This window comes from Mycoplasma sp. 527, from assembly GCF_053851595.1.
The window spans coordinates 211,629-233,973 of record NZ_JBSQAY010000001.1; the positions used below are offsets into that span (position 1 = coordinate 211,629).

At 27.4% G+C, this 22,345-nt stretch carries 15 protein-coding genes and 6 tRNA genes; 8 read left to right on the plus strand and 13 right to left on the minus strand.

What is annotated here, in order from left to right:
- Nucleotides 1–126: 126 nt before the first annotated feature.
- The 8 genes from ffh to ACWXVQ_RS00995 all read right to left on the minus strand — a co-directional run bounded on the left by ffh (nt 127) and on the right by ACWXVQ_RS00995 (nt 10,963).
- Nucleotides 127–1,452, minus strand: a complete 1,326-nt coding sequence (gene ffh / locus ACWXVQ_RS00960) for a signal recognition particle protein (protein WP_456013240.1) — start codon at nt 1,450–1,452, stop codon at nt 127–129.
- 1,108 nt (nt 1,453–2,560) lie between these two features.
- Complete coding sequence (locus ACWXVQ_RS00965) at nt 2,561–3,244, minus strand: hypothetical protein (RefSeq protein WP_456013241.1); 684 nt, start codon at nt 3,242–3,244, stop codon at nt 2,561–2,563.
- Between the two features lie 710 nt (nt 3,245–3,954).
- Nucleotides 3,955–4,908 (minus strand): hypothetical protein, encoded by a 954-nt coding sequence (locus ACWXVQ_RS00970; RefSeq protein ID WP_456013243.1) that lies wholly within the window; start codon nt 4,906–4,908, stop codon nt 3,955–3,957.
- Between the two features lie 65 nt (nt 4,909–4,973).
- Nucleotides 4,974–7,082, minus strand: coding sequence for a hypothetical protein (locus ACWXVQ_RS00975; RefSeq protein WP_456013244.1), 2,109 nt, complete (start codon nt 7,080–7,082; stop codon nt 4,974–4,976).
- A 267-nt stretch (nt 7,083–7,349) separates the two neighbouring features.
- Entirely contained in the window at nt 7,350–8,483 is a 1,134-nt protein-coding gene (gene ftsZ / locus ACWXVQ_RS00980; RefSeq protein ID WP_456013246.1) for a cell division protein FtsZ, read from the minus strand.
- Nucleotides 8,484–8,549: 66 nt separating this feature from the next.
- The gene (locus ACWXVQ_RS00985; protein WP_456013248.1) at nt 8,550–9,611 is read right to left on the minus strand and encodes a hypothetical protein; all 1,062 of its coding nucleotides are present in this window, start codon (nt 9,609–9,611) and stop codon (nt 8,550–8,552) included.
- 3 nt (nt 9,612–9,614) lie between these two features.
- On the minus strand, nt 9,615–10,529 hold the full coding sequence (gene rsmH / locus ACWXVQ_RS00990; protein WP_438340912.1) for a 16S rRNA (cytosine(1402)-N(4))-methyltransferase RsmH: 915 nt from the start codon (nt 10,527–10,529) through the stop codon (nt 9,615–9,617).
- A complete protein-coding gene (locus ACWXVQ_RS00995) occupies nt 10,523–10,963 on the minus strand; it encodes a division/cell wall cluster transcriptional repressor MraZ (protein ID WP_438340860.1) in 441 nt (146 codons plus the stop codon). The genes rsmH and ACWXVQ_RS00995 overlap by 7 nt, the downstream gene beginning before the upstream one ends.
- 171 nt (nt 10,964–11,134) lie before the next feature.
- On the opposite strand from ACWXVQ_RS00995, the gene ACWXVQ_RS01000 reads away from it, so the two are divergent.
- The 4 genes from ACWXVQ_RS01000 (at nt 11,135) to ACWXVQ_RS01015 (ending at nt 11,552) form a co-directional block, all read left to right on the plus strand.
- Nucleotides 11,135–11,210: transfer RNA gene (locus tag ACWXVQ_RS01000), tRNA-Thr, on the plus strand.
- A gap of 108 nt (nt 11,211–11,318) precedes the next feature.
- Nucleotides 11,319–11,393, plus strand: a tRNA-Asn gene (locus ACWXVQ_RS01005).
- A gap of 4 nt (nt 11,394–11,397) precedes the next feature.
- Nucleotides 11,398–11,473: transfer RNA gene (locus tag ACWXVQ_RS01010), tRNA-Glu, on the plus strand.
- A 3-nt stretch (nt 11,474–11,476) separates the two neighbouring features.
- Nucleotides 11,477–11,552: transfer RNA gene (locus tag ACWXVQ_RS01015), tRNA-Val, on the plus strand.
- A 405-nt stretch (nt 11,553–11,957) separates the two neighbouring features.
- On the opposite strand, the gene ACWXVQ_RS01020 is transcribed toward ACWXVQ_RS01015, so the two are convergent.
- Both ACWXVQ_RS01020 and ACWXVQ_RS01025 read right to left on the minus strand, forming a co-directional pair.
- Nucleotides 11,958–12,041, minus strand: a tRNA-Leu gene (locus ACWXVQ_RS01020).
- A 5-nt stretch (nt 12,042–12,046) separates the two neighbouring features.
- Nucleotides 12,047–12,122, minus strand: a tRNA-Thr gene (locus ACWXVQ_RS01025).
- 348 nt (nt 12,123–12,470) lie between these two features.
- On the opposite strand from ACWXVQ_RS01025, the gene truB reads away from it, so the two are divergent.
- From truB to ACWXVQ_RS01040, 3 genes are read left to right on the plus strand one after another with little or no spacing between them, the layout of a single operon-like run.
- A complete protein-coding gene (gene truB / locus ACWXVQ_RS01030; protein WP_444705150.1) occupies nt 12,471–13,322 on the plus strand; it encodes a tRNA pseudouridine(55) synthase TruB in 852 nt (283 codons plus the stop codon).
- Nucleotides 13,323–13,331: 9 nt separating this feature from the next.
- On the plus strand, nt 13,332–14,138 hold the full coding sequence (locus ACWXVQ_RS01035) for a YcsE-related riboflavin metabolism phosphatase (protein WP_455994175.1): 807 nt from the start codon (nt 13,332–13,334) through the stop codon (nt 14,136–14,138).
- 53 nt (nt 14,139–14,191) lie between these two features.
- The gene (locus ACWXVQ_RS01040; protein ID WP_444705152.1) at nt 14,192–15,040 is read left to right on the plus strand and encodes an FAD synthase; all 849 of its coding nucleotides are present in this window, start codon (nt 14,192–14,194) and stop codon (nt 15,038–15,040) included.
- 313 nt (nt 15,041–15,353) lie between these two features.
- On the opposite strand, the gene ACWXVQ_RS01045 is transcribed toward ACWXVQ_RS01040, so the two are convergent.
- The 3 genes from ACWXVQ_RS01045 to ACWXVQ_RS01055 are packed head-to-tail and all read right to left on the minus strand — an operon-like array spanning nt 15,354 to nt 21,538.
- Nucleotides 15,354–17,990, minus strand: coding sequence for a DEAD/DEAH box helicase family protein (locus ACWXVQ_RS01045; protein ID WP_456013249.1), 2,637 nt, complete (start codon nt 17,988–17,990; stop codon nt 15,354–15,356).
- A complete protein-coding gene (locus tag ACWXVQ_RS01050) occupies nt 17,983–19,878 on the minus strand; it encodes a DNA methyltransferase (RefSeq protein WP_456013250.1) in 1,896 nt (631 codons plus the stop codon). The genes ACWXVQ_RS01045 and ACWXVQ_RS01050 overlap by 8 nt, the downstream gene beginning before the upstream one ends.
- A gap of 1 nt (nt 19,879) precedes the next feature.
- On the minus strand, nt 19,880–21,538 hold the full coding sequence (locus ACWXVQ_RS01055; protein ID WP_456013252.1) for a DNA methyltransferase: 1,659 nt from the start codon (nt 21,536–21,538) through the stop codon (nt 19,880–19,882).
- A 432-nt stretch (nt 21,539–21,970) separates the two neighbouring features.
- On the opposite strand from ACWXVQ_RS01055, the gene ACWXVQ_RS01060 reads away from it, so the two are divergent.
- Nucleotides 21,971–22,207: a transposase gene (locus ACWXVQ_RS01060; RefSeq protein ID WP_456013253.1), complete on the plus strand. Its 237-nt coding sequence runs from the start codon at nt 21,971–21,973 to the stop codon at nt 22,205–22,207.
- The last annotated feature ends 138 nt before the right edge of the window (nt 22,208–22,345 follow it).

The window sequence follows — 22,345 nt, forward strand, 5'->3', positions numbered from 1 at the left end:
TGCAGTAGGTTAAGCATTCGTAACTAAATTGTTTACTAATAATTTATGCATTTATAAACATATACAAAAAAATCTGAGCACATTTTATCTGGATTTTTTGTCCATGTTTTAATATGCCCATCTTTTTTATCCTAAAATACCATTTTTGATCTGTGGATTATTACCCAATTCCTTCATTTGTTTAGACATTCTCTCAAAATCATTTAATAACATGTTATACTCACGAGCACTTCTACCCGAGCCTTTAAGAATTCTTTCTTTTCGAGACGAATTCTTTAATAATTTAGGCATCTTTTTTTCTTGTTCAGTCATTGAATTAATTAGATATGTATAAATTTTAAACTTGTTTTCAGCTTCTTCTATTTTTTCATCGCTTACTCTATCAGCCATTCCGGGAATTAATTTAAGAATTGCCTTCATCTTACCAAGTTTTTTAATTTGCGCAAGAGAATTCATTAGATCATTAAGATCAAACTTTCCGCTGATCATTTTATAACCTATTTTTTTCATCATTTTTTCATCAACTTCTTCTGATGCTTTCTCAATAAGCGAAAGAACATCACCCATTCCCAAAATTCTATCTGCCATTCTATCTGGATAAAATAATTCTAGGCCAGCTATCTTTTCGCTAATCCCAATAAAGGCAATAGGAATTTGAAGAAGATGCGTTATTGATAGTGCTGCACCACCTCTTGCATCTGAATCTAATTTAGTTATTATGGTTCCATTTAAATTTAATTTTTCATGAAAAGCCTTCGCTGTATTAATAACATCTTGACCGCTCATTGAATCAATAACTAAAAATATGTAATCTGGTTTAATTTTTTTTTTAATTTGTTCTAATTCATTCATTAACTCTTCATCAATTGCTAAACGTCCTGCAGTATCAACAATAACTAGGTCATTTTTATATTGTTCAGCTGCTTCAATTGCTTGCTTTGCAATTAATAAGGCATCATTTTCTTTCTTTGTAAAAAAGTCGGTTTGAGTTTGCTTTGCAAGCTGTTCTAGTTGGTCTCTAGCAGCGGGGCGATATATATCATCACCAACTAATAGTGGTTTTTTGAATATCCCTTTTTTTCGAAGATAAAATGATAATTTAGCGGATGTTGTAGTTTTACCTGAACCTTGTAGTCCTACCATCATAATTTTTGTTGGTATTGCCTTTGGTTTAATTTCAATAGAATTGCTACCTAATATTTTGGTTAATTCATCCTTAAAAATCTTTAAGACAGTTTGCTGCTGATTTAATTTACCTATAATTTGGCTATTTAATGCCTTCTCTTTTACTTGTTTTATAAATGATTTAACAACTTCTAAATTAACATCAGCTTCTAATAAAGCTAACTTAACTTCTCTTAAAATTTCTAAAATATCTTCTTCATTAATTGACAATTTTTTATTAATTTTATCAATTGATTTTTGTATTCTTTTTTGTATAAAATCTAGCATGTATTTATTATATTATAATAAGTTGATATAGACAAAATAAAAATACTAATACGAGATTTTTACTTATACTATCGAGTTAAATTACAATAATATTTTATTTTTTTATCTATTACATCTAAATTTAATTTTGAAAATAACAAAAAACATTTCAGCTGTTATATATCCTTATAAAATCAAAAGTTTTTAAAAATTTAAACTGTGCCACAAAAAACTGAATGGGCAATTGAATGTAACTATTCAAATTTGTATTTTGCCACAATCTATCATTGCCCAATAACTTCATTGATAATTCACCTAGTTTGTACCAAATAATAATTAATCACGCGTTGCCCTCATACAAGCAAAAAGCGTACCAATTAATTATTTCGTATTTCATAAGTGTAGCAAATTCATAATAAGCGATTTTATTAAAATAATGCTTAGTAAAAATTAAGATATTAAAATTTTAAATTTTTATTGAATAACCATTTTATGGTTTTATTTTTTGCTTTTATTAAACCATTTTCTCATTATATCAAACGAAGTTATTGAAGTATCTATCTTTCATTTTCATAATAGCATCTTAAATATGCTTTTCTTTAGTAGTACGCTTTTTATTACTACTGAATTATGCTTTGCTAAAATGTCTTCTATGATTTGTCGATAATTAGAACGCTTGTTATTTTCTTTGCAATTTAAAAAGAAATTCCTAATGGTTTTATCTATTTTTCACATTTTTTATGGTCTGAAACGTAAATATTTAACTATTTCTCTCTTCCTAATTTCTTTATTTTATCTCCTTAAGAGCAAAAAATCTAGACACAAATGTATCTAGATTTTTATAAATTTTTTAACAAACACAAACTCGTTATTATAAAAATTTAAGAACCGCCGGAAAATTTAAATAAAACCGATATAAATTTGATTGTTTTAAAATACTCCTTGCAAAGTTAAAAGAATTAAATATTTCTAATTTCTCTTTAGAAGTTTCCTTAAAACAAGCCATATCCTTATTTTTAAAAAACCGATAGTTATCATCGTGATATTGGTAGCTTAAATAGAATGCAAACTTAAAGTTTTGGTACTTTTAAGTCATCTAGTTTTTTGTAAAAATAGTTATTATTCCTTATTAACTATTTTTTTCCTTAGATTCTTTACTTTCAGGAGTTAATTTTAATTCACCTAATTTAATTTTGTCATCAAATTTAGGAATGTTTTGTTTAATTTGTTCTGGAAGATCAGTAATTAATTTTTTTAAATCTTCTTCTAAAACTTGCTTTTGAAGGTCTTCAAAACTCTTTTTAAATAGACCTTGAAATACAAGGACTTCATTTTTTTCAATTTCTTTAACCTCTTCTTCATCAAGATTATTTATCAAATCATCTTCTTCTGGTGTTGGCTCTGGTTTAGGTAGGACTGGAGATGTAAGGGTATCCTCGCCATCCTCATCTTCTGTTTTGCCGTCAGGAAGGGTTTTTCCTAAATGTTCATTATTTTTATTATTTTCTTTTTTTGAATCATTATTCTTGCCATCATCTTTTGGATCCTTATTTTCAGGTTCAGTTTTGCCATTAATTTCTGGTTTCTTTTCTTGTTCTTTGCCTTCTTCATTCTTTTTAGGATCTTCTGGTTTCTTTTCTTGTTCTTTGCCTTCTTCATTCTTTTTAGAATCTTCTGGTTTCTTTTGATCATCTATTTTAGGATCACTAGGTTTTTTATCATTATTTGAACTGCAAGAAATAACAGTTGCAGCTGTTATAAAAGGTATTGAAATACTTGCTAATGTTAATAAAATTTTGTTAGATTTCTTCATGATATCTCCTTAGATAAAATTTTTATATACAAAACAAAATTATAGTTTTTTTTTTTTTTTTGCAAAATTTGGTAGCAAAATAGCAAGAATTTGTTTTTTTGTATGCCATAACATATTATTTTAGCTTTACTACGAATTTGCTATTATCAAAAACATATGCAAAAATAAAGGTATCATTATCATTAGCCTATTGGTCAAATAATTATATTTATGAGAATTTTACAATTAAAATTAACTTAAAAAATGCGATAATGTTGTTTCCAATTTATTAAGGCATCCCTTTAATCAGACTCAATTTCTCAGTAGACACAAATGATAAATAACAAAAAAATAACCAAACATCAGATACAAAAATTTTTTCAATTATTTTGTTGTTTGGTTATTTTTATATAATAAATTTAAATTTGCGTAATTACCATTCTCAAATCTCTTAATAAAAAGTAGGCTAGAAATTAATTTACACAAAAAATTCTTACACTTCCTTATTAAAAGGATTTAAATTATGTTCTTTATTTTTATACTTAAATGGAGGGCATAGGAAAGCAAGATTACTTATGCTACCTTTTTTATTTTTTTAAAAAATCAAGCTTTAAGTTAAAGTTTATTTATTTTTTTAAGCTAAACGATACTTCTTAACTTCTGAAAAATTTATTAATCTAAATAGCATTTAACATTCCCTTAGTGAATTCATGAAATGTTTATGCATTATTTTATTGCTTCTTTATTTTTTGAAGTTCTTTTTCTTTAACAGATACATTCTCTTCTTCTAATTTTAATTCTTTTTCATTTTTTAGAATTTGTTTTTTTATATTATCACTTTCGCTAAGAATATTTTTAATACTTAAATCAGCATCATTTATTGTTTTAATTATTTCTTGATTAAGACTATAAATATCATTAAAATTATTTTTTGCTTTCTCTAATTTTTGCTGTTTTAGATTAATTTCAATAGCTATTTTTTCTAATTCCTTTTGTGCTTCTTTGAGTTTATATTTTTCATTATTTAGTTTCAGTAAAGCAGCGTCATTTTTTTGCTTAGCATTTTCATATTCTTTTTGTTTTTTATTTGTTAAATTATTATTATTATTATTTGTTTTATTGATAGCTTTTTCAATATCTTGCAGTTTTTTTATTATTCGCTCTACTTCTTTAGTTTTTTGGCCTACATTTTCAAATAAACTTTGAACTTTATGATTAGCACTATTTAATTCATGTTGAACTTTTTGCAATTCTATATTATTATTGTTAGCTTTTTGAACAGATACATTTTTATTAGCAGCTAGCAGTTCACGTCTTTTATTTAAATCACTTAATTCGTTACTTTTTTGATTTAACACATCAGTTTTTAAAGAAATATCATTGTTAATACTTTCAAGCGCCTTCATTAATCTCTTATTATTCATAAAAGAATTTTGCTTTTGCACTTCAACATTACTTTTACTTTTCTCATTTTTAGCTACTTCTTTTTGCTTTTCATCCACAATTTTTTTTGCGTCCCTTAGGCTTTGTTCCAATGCAGCTAAAATATCATTAGAACTATTTAATGCATTATTAGCATCTTGAATCTCTTGATTTTTTGTTATTCATTTTTCCTTAGTTAATCTTAAATTGTTTTCTGCATCTTTTCTACGTTTTTTAGCTTCAGCGGCTTCTGCTCTTGCCAATTGTAATAATTCAAACTTATCATTCTTTTGCTTCTCTTTGATTGCTACATTAGCATCAGCTTCTTTTAGTTTTTTTCAGATTGGGCTTTTCTTTCAATATTTTCGTCTTTTTCTTTAGTTAACTCCAACAGTCTTTTCTCTGCTTGTAATATTTTTCCATCAAAATCTCAATATTCTTTTACTACTGGCACAATTTCCTTTTCGAGTTTTTTCTTTTTTTCTTCCCATTCTGCCAATTCTTTTTGTGCCCTTTCATAATCTTTCTCAATACCACTCTTTTCAGATTGAAGTCGATCAATTATCTCTCAAATTCTATCCTCCGCCGCAGCTCCTCCATCACCAATACCAGTATCAGATCCATTGGCCTCAGCAATTCTATCTAATGTTTCATGATAATCACTTATATTTTTATTATATGAATCAATTAGTTTCTTATTTTTTTCAACCAATTCAGATAATTCTCCGATCTTGATTCTCATAGATGTACGATTATTTCCTAGTTCAACTAGGTTATTTTCTAATAATTTTTTTTGATTAGTAAATTCAGCTATATCTAATTTTTTTTCTTTTATTTCTTCTAAATTTTGCTTAATTCTTTTTTCGATATTTATAGAACTTTCAGCAGCACCATCTTTAAGATCATTTGCGAGTTTTAAATTTTGTTTCAAAATTTCATATTCAATGTTTAACTGGTTAGCATAACGATCTTTATCGATTTCATCATTTTTAATATCAGCAATCAATTTTTCTATTTTCTTAATGGTTCCATCAACTAATTTTATTTCATTACCTAGTTTATTAATCTCTTCATTTTTTTGCTTTTTATTTTTTTTAATTTCATCTAATTGTGTTTGCAAGTTATTTTGTGTATCTTGAGCCTGTTTCAATAATCTTTTTGATTCTTCCAATTCATTATTTATTTGATTAAAATTTTGCTCTTTTTCTTGATATTCGCGTTTAGAATTTTCAATTTGTTTTAAGATGTTTTTTTGATTGTCCTTTGCTTTTACTAGATTATTATTTGCTTTCTCTAATTCTTTAAAAATACGACCTGCGTCAATGGAAATTTCTTCTTCAAGTCTACTTGCTTCTTGAACTTGATTGTTTAATTCAATATTTGTAGAAATAAGACTATTCAGTTTTTGAGTTGTCTCACTTACTTCCTGTTTTGCATCATTAAGTTGTTTATTTGCTTGATCTAGTTGTTTTTGAGCATTATTTAATTCATTATTTATTCTATTTTTATCACTATTAAGAGCAATTATAGTATTATTAGCTTTTTCTGATTCCTTTTTAGCTTCTTCTAATTCCTTAGTTTTCTTTGCTAAATCATTATCTATATCAATAGCGTTAGAAGTTGAAGATTCAACGCTTTCTTGAGCATTTTTAACCTTATTTTTAGCTTTTTCTAGTTTCCTATTTTCTTCATTTAATTCTTTGGTTAGTTTATCTAACTCATTATTCGCATAAATAACGCTATTTTCTAATTCTTGTTTATTTTGCTCCGCATCTTTTTTTGATTTTTCAAGCGCTTTTATTTTTTCTTTAATAAGTTGAAGTTGTTTTTCCAAAGCTTCCTTATTTTTCCTGGTTTTATTTAGTTTTTCATTAGCCTTGTTTAATTCTTCTGTCTTAGAAATTACATCCCTGTTTTTTAATAAATCATTTTGCTTTGCTTTCTCTAGTTCGCTGTTTGTTTTATCTAATTCATCTTGTGAATATTTTTGCTCAGCCTTTAAGGTTTTAAATTGATGAATAAAAACAATTTTATTATTATAAACCATCTGGAATTCATAATCAGTATTAGGAGATAACGGTTTCTCATTATTTATCCCAAAATGCATATTTTCGCTATTTTTTCCGACTGTGTGAGACTTTCTAAATATTTCATATGGTGTTTTTTTGGCATAAAATAAAACTAAAAATGTTCTATCCATATTATCATTTTCATCAATATTTTTCAAATTAAACACTGCTGAGTTTGAAGCAATTTTCTGGTCCTTTATTTTTAAACCTTTAATATCATTTGCACCATTAACTCCATTTTTATTGGCATTTAAGAAATAATAAGCAACCAAAGCGCCTGTTGCAACAATTGATAGTGAAAGGGATAAAGCTAAAATAATGTTGCCACGTCTTTTCTTTTTTTGTTTGTTTTCGCTGGTTTTTTCCATAAATTTATACTCTTTCTTTTTTTAAGCTATCATTTTCAAATATTTTTCAATTTTTATAGGTTATATGTTACATTTTTTTTTTTTTTTTTCGCAAAGTTGCTTATTTTGTAAGCCTATCATTATTTATAATAATGATGAAATTTGTATATGTTTTAGCTTATTTATCCAATATATTCATGCTTTCTAACCCTGGGTAATAAAAAAGAGGCAACTGCCTCTCTCTAAAATAATTTACTTTTAAAACATGAATTCTTACATCTTCTTATTTTAAAATTTATTGTAAATAATTTCATTGCTTTCATCATCATTTGAATATTTATTATTCAAATGGGATTTAGATTTAAATGAATCAAAACCTGAAATTGTCAAATATTCTTGTGTATCATCATCTGTATGATTTTCGATTTCACTATTTGTGAGTTTAAAATCATTTTCTTCTTTATTGTTGGTTCTATTTATTCCTGTAGCAATTACAGATACATAAATTTCACCAAGTTTTTCTGCTTCTTCATTAGCAGGAGAACCAACGCCAAATATAACATCAATATTTTCGCCAGCAACATTCTTTAAAACATCAATTGCGGCTTCAAAATCATTGATAGTGCTATTTCTTGATGACGAAAAATAAACTATTGCTTTAGTGATACCTTTTATATTACTTTCTAAAATAGGACTGCTTATCGCATTATGCATTGCTTTCTGCGCCGCATTTTCACCAGTTGATTGTCCGATTCCTACAATGGTTTCACCACTGTTTTTAATTAACGTTTCTAGGTCGGCTAAGTCCAAATTAATCAAACCAGGTACAGCTATAATATCGACAACAGTTCTAATAAATTGCTTAACAATATTATCTACAACCTTAAAAGCATCCTTAAAAGAAATTTCGCCAAAAGATTCTTTCAATTTATCATTTGAAATAATAATATAAGAATCTACATTTTTCTTTAATTCTTCAATCCCTTGGAGTGCAATCTGACTTCGCTTTTTTCCTTCAAATGAAAAGGGTGTAGTCACAATTGCTATTACCAAAGAATTTTGTTCTTTAGCTAATTTGGCAATCACAGGGGCTGCTCCAGTACCGGTGCCGCCACCCATCCCAGCAGTAATGACTACTAGGCTAGCATTTTTTATCTTTTCCTTTATTTCATGTGTTGAATGCTCGGCAGCTTGTCTTCCAATTTCTGGATTAGCACCAGCCCCGATACCTTTTTTATCACCTAATTGTAGTGTTAGTGATTTATCAAATTTATCTAGAATTTGTCTATCTGTGTTTGCAACAACAAATTCTAATCCATCAATTTTTGTATCAAGAAGACTTTGAATACTATTATTTCCACCACCACCAACACCGATAACCTTAATATTAGCAACGGAATTGAAATTTTCAAATTCTGGCATGGCAGTACTCCTTACTTTTTTCTACTTTATCTTTAATTTAACTAAATTATATAAATAAAATTGAGTTTATTTTTTGTAATTAAAAGAATATCCTTTTTCCTCTCGTTTATTTACGTCTAAAATAAATAATTCAGAGGTTATAGTCATTTCTTTAATAGTATTTTGTCTTTTGTTAACAAGATTAATAATTCCCATCATTTCATAACTAATAACATCAATTGCGCAATAAGCTTTGTCTGATAAATAACTTAAAATTTTAAAGTTTTTAAACGTTTTTATGGTTTCTAGGAATTTGCTATTACTTACATTAAAATTAACTTTTATATTAATATCTTTTATATTTTTTAAAAAAGATTCAACATAATCATTAATTTTTTTTAAATAATATCCCAGAACTTTTTTAAATAATAAATTATTGCCAGAATTTAAGTTACATTGCCATAAATTAAATTTAGTATAAGCTATTTTTTTGGTAGTTTTCAATTGTTTAGCAATGAATTCAATTAAATAATCTATTCCTAAATTAACATTTTTTTTAATTATAACTACATCATTTTTTAAAACATTTAATTTCAAGCTGTAATCATCTAAATAAATTTGGGTAGCTATTCCAGAATCTCTTTGTTGATTAAAATAAATATTTTTAAGAAATTCATAGTCATAAATTTTTAAAATATTTAGGTTATTTTTCTTAAATAGATTAAAAATGTTTTTAGCAGCATTTCATTCTAAAAGATTAAGACTTATTAATTGATTGTTATTATCATTATTTAGATATGAGTAATCAAATAAGTAATTACTATTTGATTTTTCTAAGTAGTATAGTTTCTTAGCTAATTCATAATTAGTTAGCTTTTGATTACTTTTATTAGAAATTATTTTCTTATTAATTTTCAAAAAAGGTGAATCTTGAATAATTACAACAACATTTTTTATTGTCAAAGATATGGTTGCTTCAATTTCTTTTTTAGTTTTGCAAATAAATGAATCTAACTCAAATAGGTTAAAAATTGTGCTACTAATGCTTCTTTTATAAATCAAAATATTTCCAAAAGAATTTTGCTCTATAACCTCAACAGAAAAACTGCTGACCTCAAATTTGTATGCTATAATAACACTTTTCTTCATAAATTAACCTATTTTTGTTATCACTCTCATTTTTGCGCTACGTGATCTCTTATTATTCTCAAATTCGCTTTGAGAAGGAAAAATAATTTTTTGTTTTCACTTTAATTCAGTCTGAACTGGCAATCTTTTTAATTTAGGATCTACATAATTTAAATTTTGAAAGAATCTTTTGACTTTTGCATCTTCCTTGCTATGAAAGGTTATAATAGCTAACTTGCCGTTAACATTTAATAAATCTATAACCTGATTTAGCAAATCATCTAATGCATTTAATTCATCATTAACCGCAATCCTTAAAGCTTGAAATACAGCTTTCGATGGATTCTTTTGTCTAACAATTTTGGCTGGTAATGCTTTTTTAATAATTTCATTTAATTCAAAAGAAGTACTAATTGGTCTATTTTTAACAATTGATTTCGCAACTATTCTTGCTAGCTTTACATCACCATAATCGTATAAAATTTGTGCTATTTTATCTTCTTCTCACTCATTGACTATTATATGTGCATTAAGTTCTGCATCCAAATCCATTCTCATATCCAGTTTTGTATCCTGTGAATATGAAAAACCTCTTCTAGCATCATCTAGTTGTGGACTAGATACACCTAGATCAACTAAGATTCCATCAACTTTTTCAATATTAAGTTTCGCTAATTCTTCTTTCAAGAATCTAAAATCACTCTTAACTAATATAAAAAGGTCACTCACTAATTTTAATTTTTGTTCGGAATCACGTATTGCTTCAATATCTTTATCAAAGCAAATAAGTCTCCCGTTACCTTGGTCTTTTATTTTTTTTAAAATTTCAACACTATGTCCAGCTCTTCCTAAAGTTAAATCAAGATAAATCCCATTTGGCTTAATGTCTAATGAGTTAACTACTTCATTTAGCAAAACAGGAATATGTTTTTCTATAATTTAACCCCTTGTTCAAATAATTTCTGAGCTAGATTATTAATGTCAATTTCATCTTCGAAATATCTTTCTTTTGCATCATAAACTTCTTTTGCAAAAAGTTCACAGGTGTTTCCTGATCCGATGAAGACAACATCCTTTTTGATAGTGGTTTTAAAAGCTAAATGTTTCGGAATAATAATACGATTTGACTTATCTGGCACAACTAATTCTGTATTTGCAAAAATAAATCTACTTAATTCTCTCAAATCTCTATTAAGCAAATTATTATCCTCAAGTTTAGATTTTAGTTTTTCAAACTCAACCTTATCTCTCAAAACTAATTGTTTGTCAAAACCAATTGTGATAAAAAATTCCTTTCCTAAATCATTAAGTATTTTAGGCGGAATGACAACTCTTAACTTGTCATCTAAGCTTCGCTCGTATTTACCATACATTTCCACTTCCTCCCACTATCAACCAAATTTTACTATTTTTATAAACTATTTTTTGAAAAAAGTATTTTTTTAATAAAAAGCGACAAGTTTATATTTTTTAAAATTGACAAATGAATAATTAATAATTTAGAAAATTACTTTTTTACTAAAATTTGCTAAAATAATTTACATGCTGGTTTAGCTCAGATGGTAGAGCAACTGATTCGTAATCAGTGGGTCGGGGGTTCGATACCTCTAACCAGCACCATAATTGCCGATAATACGAGATATGATGGTGCTTATATAAATAAATTAAAAATTTTTATTAAGAAATATTTTTTTAGGTTATAATAATTAAGCATTTACTTATATGAGTGCCGACTTAGCTCAGCGGTAGAGCAGCTGGCTGTTAACCAGTTGGTCGTTGGTTCAATCCCAATAGTCGGCGCCAGTATGGCCCTATGGTGAAGTGGTTAACACATATGGTTTTCATCCATACATGCGTGGGTTCGAGTCCCGCTAGGGTCACCATTTGGAGAATTAGCTCAGTTGGGAGAGCATCGCCCTTACAAGGCGAGGGTCGTGGGTTCGAGCCCCTCATTCTCCACCATTTGTAAATCACCAATAAAAAATGCCTTCACGGCATTTTTTTTATGCTTTTTTTGTTATCCACTAATTTAGGTGAATAACAAATAAACCAACATAATAAGATTTTTAACTATAAAAAAAAGTAATTCCGATTACCGCAATGAATTATCATATATGAAATAATTGCATCAATATAAAAATCACAAGCACCCAAACTAACTGCTTTAAAATTCAATTTATGCTCTAAATTCTTAAGAGCTTTATATTGGCTGCCAATGCCTGAAAACATTTCAAATAATTTTATTTTCCTCATAACATATTAAGTTTAGCGCGCAATTTGAATTATATTAATTATTTTTTCATTATAAAATTTAAAATAAAAAAAGAAAGGCATTTATAACCTTTCTAAACAACATATTTAATGATATGGTGCGCGAGGAGGGACTTGAACCCTCACGCCGGAAGCATTAGTGCCTAAAACTAACGTGTCTGCCAATTTCACCACTCGCGCATATATGGTGCCGTTTATAGGACTTGAACCTACGACCTACTGATTACAAGTCAGTTGCTCTGCCAACTGAGCTAAAACGGCTTACTTATTTAATGCTATATTATTATATATAATTTTTTTGTTATTTAATAAAAAAAGTAGCATATATTTTAATTTTTTGAAATATGATTCAAAACACCTATTTTTATTTTATACACTTTTATAAATTAGTAAATTAGTGTTTTTTATAAAATAAAGAGATATTTTTTAACTAGCAAATCAAGTAAAACTTGTCTCATGATAAATATGGTAATCTTCGTTAATACATAAATCCAACACTTAATTTAAAAACTAAGAAGATAAAGCTTTTGATATTCAGTTATCTCATCAATAACCCCTTCAATTGATTAAATAATTTAAAAATGATATAATAAATTACATTGAGGAAAAATGTTTTTTAAGATTAATAAAAAAAGAGGAGAATCAAGTTTTTTTGCAATTAAAAAATTTGCAAAAGAACATAATATTAAAAAGATTGGTCATAGCGGTACTCTTGATCCGTTAGCCCAAGGTCTTTTAATAGTTGCTAGTGATGATGATACAAAAGTTTTGCCATGACTTATTAATGATACAAAACAGTATTTTGTTGAAGCTTCACTTCATTGCTCTTCTAAAAGTTATGATGAAGGTGAAGAAGTTATTTTTTTAAAAAATAAAAAAATGATTACCAAGGAGCAATTAGAAAATGCGCTAAAACATTTTAAAAATCAAACCAAACAAATTCCTCCAGTTTTTTCAGCCAAAAAAATAAATGGACAAAGAAGTTATGATTTAGCTAGAAAAAACATAGATTTTTCATTAGCAGAATGTAATATTAAAATACACAACTTGGAGTTAATAGATTTTAACTATCAAAAACAATCATTCATCATTAGGACAAAAGTATCAAAAGGAACTTACATAAGGTCATTAATTCATGATATTGGAACATATCTTGAAACGGATGCTGTTGTAAATATTTTAAAGCGAGAGAAAATTGGAAATATCAAATTAAATGAAAGTCTCGATTTTGAGCAAATCAATAACATAAACTCTCTTTTTAGAGTAAAATTATATACACTTACACATTTTGAAGTGAAATTAATAAAGTCAAAATCGGTTTTTTTCGATAGATTTAAAAACTTTAACGGAAAAGGCCTTTTTACATTTAATAATCAAATAATTGGTTGAGGACAAATAAATAACGGTTTCATAACCTTCGACAAGGTTTTATTCAACCGTATATTTTCATTGCCTAGTTAAGAGGTTAAAATGAATAACAAGTACAAGATGGTTGTGTTTGATATAGACGGTACATTGCTACCATTTGGCATAGATGAACTTTCTCTAAGAATGAAAGAAATGTTTCGCAAATTAAAAGATGCAGGTTATATTAATGTGCTTTGTTCAGGACGTGATATTTTTACAGTCGGAAAACAAATACATAATCCATATGTTGATTATTTTATTGGTGCAAATGGAACATTTATTTTAGATTTAAAAACTAATGAATACATATTTGAACAAACTATTGATTATAATGATTTTGTAAAGTTCAGATTATTTGCTAATGAAAGAAAGATACCATTTTCATTTGTAGGATATAAATGGGGCTATTATAATGATTTATTTAATCTAAATCACTGATTCTATCTACCTTATAAAGATAAATTTATATCAGAAAAAGAATTCGAAACAAAAAATGATAAAAACTATCTAATCACTGTTAGCACAAATAATCCCGAATATTGATCTAAGCAACTTAATATTTTATTCGAACACCATAATATGAATATGTGAGTTTTAGCAACATGACCTGGGGGAATATTTCTTTCAGCTAAAGGCATTACCAAGGCCGTGGGTCTAGAAGTATTGGGCAAACTGCTGGATATTAAGCCAAGTGAAATGGTTGCATTTGGTGATTCTGAAAATGACATTGAGATGCTAAAACTAGTTGGTTTAGGAATAGCTATGGGAAATGGAGAAGATACCACTAAAAATGTTGCTAATGAAATATGTTTACCTGTTACCGAAGATGGACCATATTTCAAACTAAAAGAAAAAGGATTTTACGAGTAATCGTAAAATTTTTATTTATTTTTAAAATTATTAATTAAAGTAAAATTATTAATATGAAAATTTTTGAATGAAATTTTAAACAAATTTTTGAAATAAATAATGACTTAATTATGGTTTTAGGCAGTTTTGAAACTCTTCATCTAGGACACTATGAATTAATCAAAATTGCAAAGGACCTAAAAAATTCAGGGGCAAATTACAAATTAGCAATTATGCTATTTAACCAACCATATAAAAAGTCGAAAATACATGAAAACAAGGCCTTTCAAGTCCAAACAAGACTATATACATTATTTAATTTAGGATTCGATTTCGTATTTTTGGTTGATGTTAATGAAGATACAATGAATGTTTCACATTATGACTTTTGCAATAATTTAAAAAATAATAACGTTAAATATGTTGTATGCGGTAATGATTTTTATTTTGGCTTTCGTAGAAGTGGCGATGTTAATTACCTTAAAAAAAATTTTGAAGTCTATACAGCAAACGAACGAAAGATTAATAAAAGAAAAATTTCCTCAACATTAATAAACGAATTAATTGATGAAGGCAACATTTCGGCAATAAATAATCTACTTATTGAAAAATATGCCTTTATTACTAATTTTGAGAAATTTCATTTTAAATATCCTGAAAATATCAAGAAAATTAAATCAGGAATTTATATTACAAACGTTGTAATTAATGATATAGAATATCACGGTTTAGTTAAAATTGGTATAAAAAATGATGAAGGTTTTGATAACGTTGCCTATCTTTTAGATCTTGATATAATTCCAAGCAAGTATCAAGAAATATTTGTCGAGTTTGAAGCATTAATAAGATATATCAGTCTTAATCACGAAAATAAAATTCAAGACAGCGATATACAAATTGCCAAAAAATGATTTGCTAAATAAATTAAATTTGGATACTGTGGATAATTTTGTATAAATCAGTCTCAAACTTATTTTGAAGGTAATATAGAAAATTTTGTGTAAATTTATCTCTGGCTTGCTTTTTATAGTAAGAGATTTGAGATTAGCAATTACGAAAATCTAAATTTATTATGCAAAAAACAACCAAACAACATGACAAAATTGGAAAAATTTTCTTCCAAATATGTTGTTTGGTGGTACTGTAGATAATTTTGTGTAAAAATCTTCTGTTAAATATTTGCTATTTAGTGATCTCTACACAAAATTATCTACGGTAGCATTTAAAGCACGAGTGCTATAAACTTTCAATAAAATCATCAAATTTTTGACTAAATTCGGTGGTTTTTAATTTATTGAAAAAAGGCATACCAATAACTCTTCAATTACCATTATTTGGCATAAGATTGATGTCACTGTTTATCAAGCTCAATAAATTTGCTTTCCAATTATCATGTTCGATTAGATGTGTACCTTTAGGTTCAACAAATACTTGCGAACTTATTTTATTGGTTTTGAAATAAAGAAGAAAATCAGGTTCAAAACGATCACCACTATCAAAATCATAAAGTGCAAGATCACTAAAACGTTCATTTCTAACTAAATAGAATTCAATATTTTTGTTTTCGAGTCGCTTGGCATAGTTATCATTAAATCATTTGACAAATTCTTTTTCTTCACTTGTTCCATAATTTTCATTAAAAACATATCATTTTTTAGAACTAAGATCCATTCTAAGTTTTTCACTTGCTTTACTTTGAGGGTTACCATTTCCGTCTTCATCCTCAACATTAGCAACATATATTAATTTATCTTCAATAACATCTTTAAGATATTTAGGACGTAGAACTTTTTCACCTACACTTGCATCTTTGAGTGAATAAAGATAATTTTCAATTTGTTTAAATGCATCCATAACAGCACTAAAAATATCTCTTCCACTTATTTTTGCTTTAGAGCTATTAGACCAGAAGTTGATTTTAACATTTGGACCTAGATAATCAGATGAAGTTAAAAATTCTTGAAGTGATTTAAGATTAGAAAACTTAGATTTTAGAAAATCAAACTTCAGTGTTTCAAAATAAAGCGCACAGCCCTCAAGAATGTGATATTCAACATCTTGAAGATTAAGTTGTTGAACAATTTTAAGTTCTTCTATTTCATTATCTGATTGTGTGTCTAAATCAAAAAGTTTTTCCTCATTTGCTTTAATTTGCCTAATTTTAAAATCAATAGTTTTAGTAAAATTAACTTTATCTTGCTCGCTTGGCATACTATTTTGTTTTGGAACTCTTTTGTTAGTTCAAACTAAAGCATTTTGAAAAAATTCTGAATTTTTAAATTCTTCTTTAAGTTTAATTTCAACTACTTTACCATTATCATCATCAATAAGACCAGTTTGTTTAAGTGTATTTTGAAGGTCATTGATATAGCGTGAATCATTTTTACAGTGATAATAAAGAGTTTCGAGAACACGGTATTTATTGCCTAGGTCAGCATCGAATTTTCGTTTGTTTCGATTCTGTTCATCGTTGTTATACACAAAAGGACAATAACGGGCTCCACGTCCAATTAATTGAGCTTCTTTAATTGTATACTTGTTGGTTTTTACACGTGTATTTTCTTGACGTTCATCATGTAGTCTAACAATGTCAAAAAGGTTAAGTACATCTCAACCCTCATTTAGTTGATCAACTACAAAAATACCTCGCAAGACATTGTCTTTATCTTCTAACGTATTGAGCAACACTTGCATTTGTGCATCAATTGCACTTTCAGTGGATGAGTTAATAATGACTAGTGTTTGCTCACGAAAACTTTCTTTGAGTAGATTAACTAATAATTGATAGTCTTGATGTCCTAATTTTTTAAAGTAACTAAGACTTTGCTTCATAATTGGAATATCAATAGTTTCAAGAGCGATTATATCTTCAATACTTAGTTTTTGAATTTTTTGCTTAAACTCTTCAAAAAACTTTTTACTTTCTACAATTGTTTTTGACTTAAATAAAACCACAGGTTTTATTTCTAAGCCTAAATCATTAAAAAGCATATGACGATATTCACTAATAATTAATGCTATAAGCGATCTTTGTCAATATGTTGTCTCAGAACTTATGTTTTGAAAGTTTTTGGTTCATTTTTCGTCTCTAAAAGTTTTGAGTGGATAGTCAAAAATCAGTTTATCAGCGTATTTTTTATTAATATCTTCATTATTAAGACCTGCAGTTGCGCTAAATTCAAGTAGAAGTGATTCAGGATGTTTATTATATAAACTAATTACAGTGTTTTCTCAAGAGGGTTCTTCGAAAATCTCGAGTTTTTGTGCTTTACTTTTGGCTTTTGTGCTTGCATTTAGGTGATGAGATTCATCGCTGATGAATACTACTTTTTGATTGCTAAAATCATATTCACTCATAGAATTTTCACGTGGACTAATAATGTCGCTGTGTAATTTTTGAATGGTTGTAAAACATATATTAATTGAGTCTTTATCAATGTTTGAAGCTTGAAAATTATCAACAACATTGATTTTTATTGTTTTATTGAAGTGTTTTAAAGGCGAAGCAAATAAATATTTTGAACTTGCTGGATTTGCAAAGTTTTCTTTAGTTTTCTCAAGAATATTGGTTTGTGATACAAAGAAAATAAAGTTTCTATAACCTTGTTGATATAAAAACAGAATTAAAGCAGCCATTATTACAGTCTTTCCACTACCAGTTGCCATTTGAAATAGGTTGTGTATTTTGTCTTGAGTACGTAATTTTGTATTACCTTCATCAAGATAATACAAAATAAATGACTGAATTGCTCTAGTTTGGTAATCTCTCAATTTAATTTTAGGATTTAGTCCATTTACAATAAATGTATCAAGGTCTTTAGGTGGAAAATAATCTAATATATTTTTTAATTTATCAGCTAAATTATTATTCATTCTCTACCTCATAAAACGATTTGTTAAATTGTTTGTCAGCTTCACTAATTCCATATGACTCATCATCTATTTGAGAATAATTTATATACAATTTGTTTTTGTTAATTATTGAAATAAGACGAGCTTTTTTCTCATCAAGACTAAGTGAATCAAAAGTACTTAAGCTAGATTCAATTTCTGCTTTACTTAAATAAGGAATTATGTCATTAGAATTTAGTATTTGGTTTTTAACATCAACAATGTTGTATTCAGTTGCTTTTTTTACCAAATCCACTCATTTTTGTGTATTTTGGGCTAATTCGCAGTACACAAATGAACCACCACCAGTTCAATCTGCCAATATTGATTCACCAGTTTGTTCACCATTGATTACTTTATTTAATCTAGAAACAGTAATGTTTTCTATATAATCCATTTGTTCAATACCAATATATTGACGTCGCATTTTATGTGCTACAGCAGCTGTTGTTCCTGAACCAAGAAAGAAATCAAGAACAATATCATCAACTTCTGTTGAATGTAAAATAAGATAATAAATAAAGGACTCTGGTTTAGGGTATTTAAATTCATCGACAAAACCTAATTCTTTCGCATCTTTCGTAGCTACTTGGTTCATATATTCATTAGAGACAAACCAAAGTGAATTAAATGTATTACCTTTAGTTTTTAAATCAGATAACCATGTTTTATATATAAAACCTCTTTGATTTTTATTGTATTCTTTTTTAAAACAAATTTTTCCTGAAGCAATATGTTTTTCAATTGTATTCTTCGAAAATATTCAATATCTACCATCGGGTGGATAATCTTCTTTACCAGTATATGGATTTCTAATACCAAAGTAATTATTTTCTTTGTTACCTGATTTGGCACTTGGGTTATCACTTATTCAAGGACCTTTAGGATCATTGTCTGTATTCTTATATTTTGATAAATTTTTCTCACCACCAATAAGATTAATATTTTCTTTATTCTTTGCATAGGATAAACAATTGTCGTGTTGAATATTTATACCAGTTTTAGCATCGTTGGTAGTACTTTTAGTCTTGCGAATAAAATCGGCTATAAAATTATCTCTTCCAAATACTCCATCACTTAAAACTTTTAAATATGATCTTTCATGTTCATCGCATGATATAAAAATCACACCATCATCCCTTAATAATTTTTTGGCCAACTCTAGTCTATTCTTCATAAACACAAGTCAGGTTGAATGGTTGAATTTATCATTGTATTGAAAGGAATCATCGTTTCTGTTATAAGGTGGATCGATATAGATACATTTAACTTTTCCCTCATATCTCTTTAATATAGAGCTTAATGCTATAAGATTATTCCCTTTAATAATAAGGTTATCTTTTTCATTAAATGATATGTTTTGTTCTACACCTTGTGAACTATAGCGTTTTGCATTAATTAAGACTTTAGGATCAAGAAGTCTGTTAATATCGTCAAGACCAAGAGTTTCATTAAGCATAACTTCGCTGCGTTTTTGGTCATCTTTGTCTTGATTGCCAACTAAAACACAATCTTTGTAAGGGAATGAAAGTACAACATCGTTGCTTTCGTCAAGAAAGTGTCCATTGTTATCAACCAGGCCAATGCGATTTTTAAAAGAAGTAAAACTATCAGGCATAAAGTCTTTTAGGTTGATAAAATCTATGAATTTTTTGTCATTAAAAATTCATATGTCTTTAACCTTAACAAAGAAATTTTTGCGTATTAACTCATTTGAATAAAGAATCTCCATAAGATCGCTATCATGATTATTAACTGCAGCAAAAATATTACCTAATAAAAGCTTATTTTGTTCAGAAGAATAATACTTATTTTTATCTTTAAGTATATCTTTTAAACATTGATTTAATGATATGATTTTTGGTTCCATATTAGTCCTTTCTATTACATCTATTTATATTGTTAAATTCATAAAACGATTTGCTAAATTGTTTGTCAGCTTCACTAATTCCATATGACTCATCATCTATTTGAGAATAATTTACATACAATTTGTTTTTGTTAATTATTGAAATAAGACGAGCTTTTTTCTCATCAAGACTAAGTGAATCAAAAGTACTTAAGCTAGATTCAATTTCTGCTTTACTTAAATAAGGAATTATGTCATTAGAATTTAGTATTTGGTCTTTAACACAAACAATATTGTTGCTAGTTGCTTTTTTTACCAAATCCACTCATTTTTGTGTATTTTGGCCTAATTCGCAGTACACAAATGAACCGCCTCCCTGTCAGCCTACTAACTGAGATATTCCGCCTTGTTCACCATCAATAACTTTTTTAAGCCTTGCTAGTGTGATGTCTTCAATATAATCCATTTGCTCAATACCAATATATTGTCGATTCATCTTGTGTGCTACAGCAGCGGTTGTTCCTGAACCAAGAAAGAAATCTAGAATAATGTCACCCTCATTTGTAGTAGCATCAAGGAGTTTTTTTATCAATTCTTCAGGTTTTTGACCTGCACCAAAACCTACACTTTGTTTTGCTCCTACGATCCAATCCATTGAATAAATCCCGTTTTCCTTTGCTTTTATAATGCTTGAAGTCATTATTTTAGAACCTGAACTTGATAATTCAAATGTATAGGTAGGTTTATAAAAAATTTTACTACGCACCTTACAAAAATGGTAGATTGTTTCATGAACGCGAGGCCATATAGTGCTAGTCGCTTTATACCCAAAAGGTTTTCCGCTTTCTCATATTAACTCTTTAAAATAATCAAATCCCAAACTTCTAATCAAAATATCTAAATATGACTTCATATTTTCATCTATACTTATAAAAATACTTCCATCATCCCTTAATAATTTTTTGGCTAGCTCTAATCTGTTCTTCATAAATACAAGTCATGTTGAATTGTTGAATTTATCATTATAATTAAATGAATCATTGCCAGTGTTGTAAGGTGGATCGATATAGATACATTTAACTTTTCCCTCATATCTCTTTAATATAGAGCTTAATGCTATAAGATTATTCCCTTTAATGATAAGATTATCTTTTTTATTAAATAATATGTTTTGTTCAACTCCTTGTGAGCTATAACGTTTTGCATTAACTAGGACTTTAGGATCAAGAAGTCTGTTAATATCATCAAGCCCAAGAGTTTCATTGAGCATAACCTCGCTACATTTCTGGTCGTCTTTGTCTTGATTGCCAACTAAAACACAATCTTTGAAGGGGAATGAAAGTACAATATCGCTGCTTTCGTCAAGAAAGTGTCCATTGTCATCAACTAGGCCAATGCGATTTTTAAAAGAAGTAAAACTATCAGGCATAAAGTCTTTTAGGTTGATAAAATCTATGAATTTTTTGTCATTAAAAATTCAGATGTCTTTAACCTTAACAAAGAAATTTTTGCGTATTAATTCATTAGAATAAAGAATCTCCAAAAGATCGCTATCATGATTATTAACTGCAGCAAAAATATTACCTAATAAAAGCTTATTTTGTTCAGAAGAATAATACTTATTATTATCTTTAAGTATATCTAATAAACATTGAGTTAATGGCGTGATTTTTGGTTCCATATTAGTCCTTTCTTTGCGGTTTTTTGTTGCAAAAACTATAATTAAATTTCTTATCTTGTTTACTTATGCTGTGGGAAGCAAAAAAACTATAATTTTGTTTGAATTATATAAAAATTTTATCTAAGTTAAGGTGATATTGTTAAGAAATACAACAAAATTTTATAGACATTAGCAAGTATTTTATTACTATTCATAAATACAACAGCAGTTATTTCATATAGCACAAAAATGGTAATGCCAACCCTAATAACAGCGATTCTAAATAATTAAGAAAATACTAAAGATAAAGTTACAAAAAAGATTAATTGCTAGCAACTTAACAGATTATAAAAACAGCAGAAATGTTTAAATAGAATCATTACAAAAGAACTTACAAGAGATTGAAACACAAATCCAACAATGAGATTCTAAATATCACTATGCGCTTAAAAGTTGGCAAAAAACATCGATGAACTAATTACTTTCTTTAACTTTCCGACCAAAATTAGAAAGCTAATTTATGCAACAAATGTCATTGAAAATTTAAATAGAAATATTAGAAAAATATCAAGAAACAAAACTTCATTTCCTACTTATGACTCTTTAATAAAAAAAGTTTATTTTGCAATTCAAAATCAGTTAGAAAAATGAAATAAAGTTATTCCTAATTGAGAATCTGTTTTTAATTAGTTACAAATTATTTTTGAAAAAGAAGATTAAATAATTAAAACAACCAAACAACATATTTGGAAGAAAATTTATCCAATTTTGCCATGTTGTTCGGTTGTTTTTTGTCTAATAAATTTAGATTTGTGCGATTGCTATTCT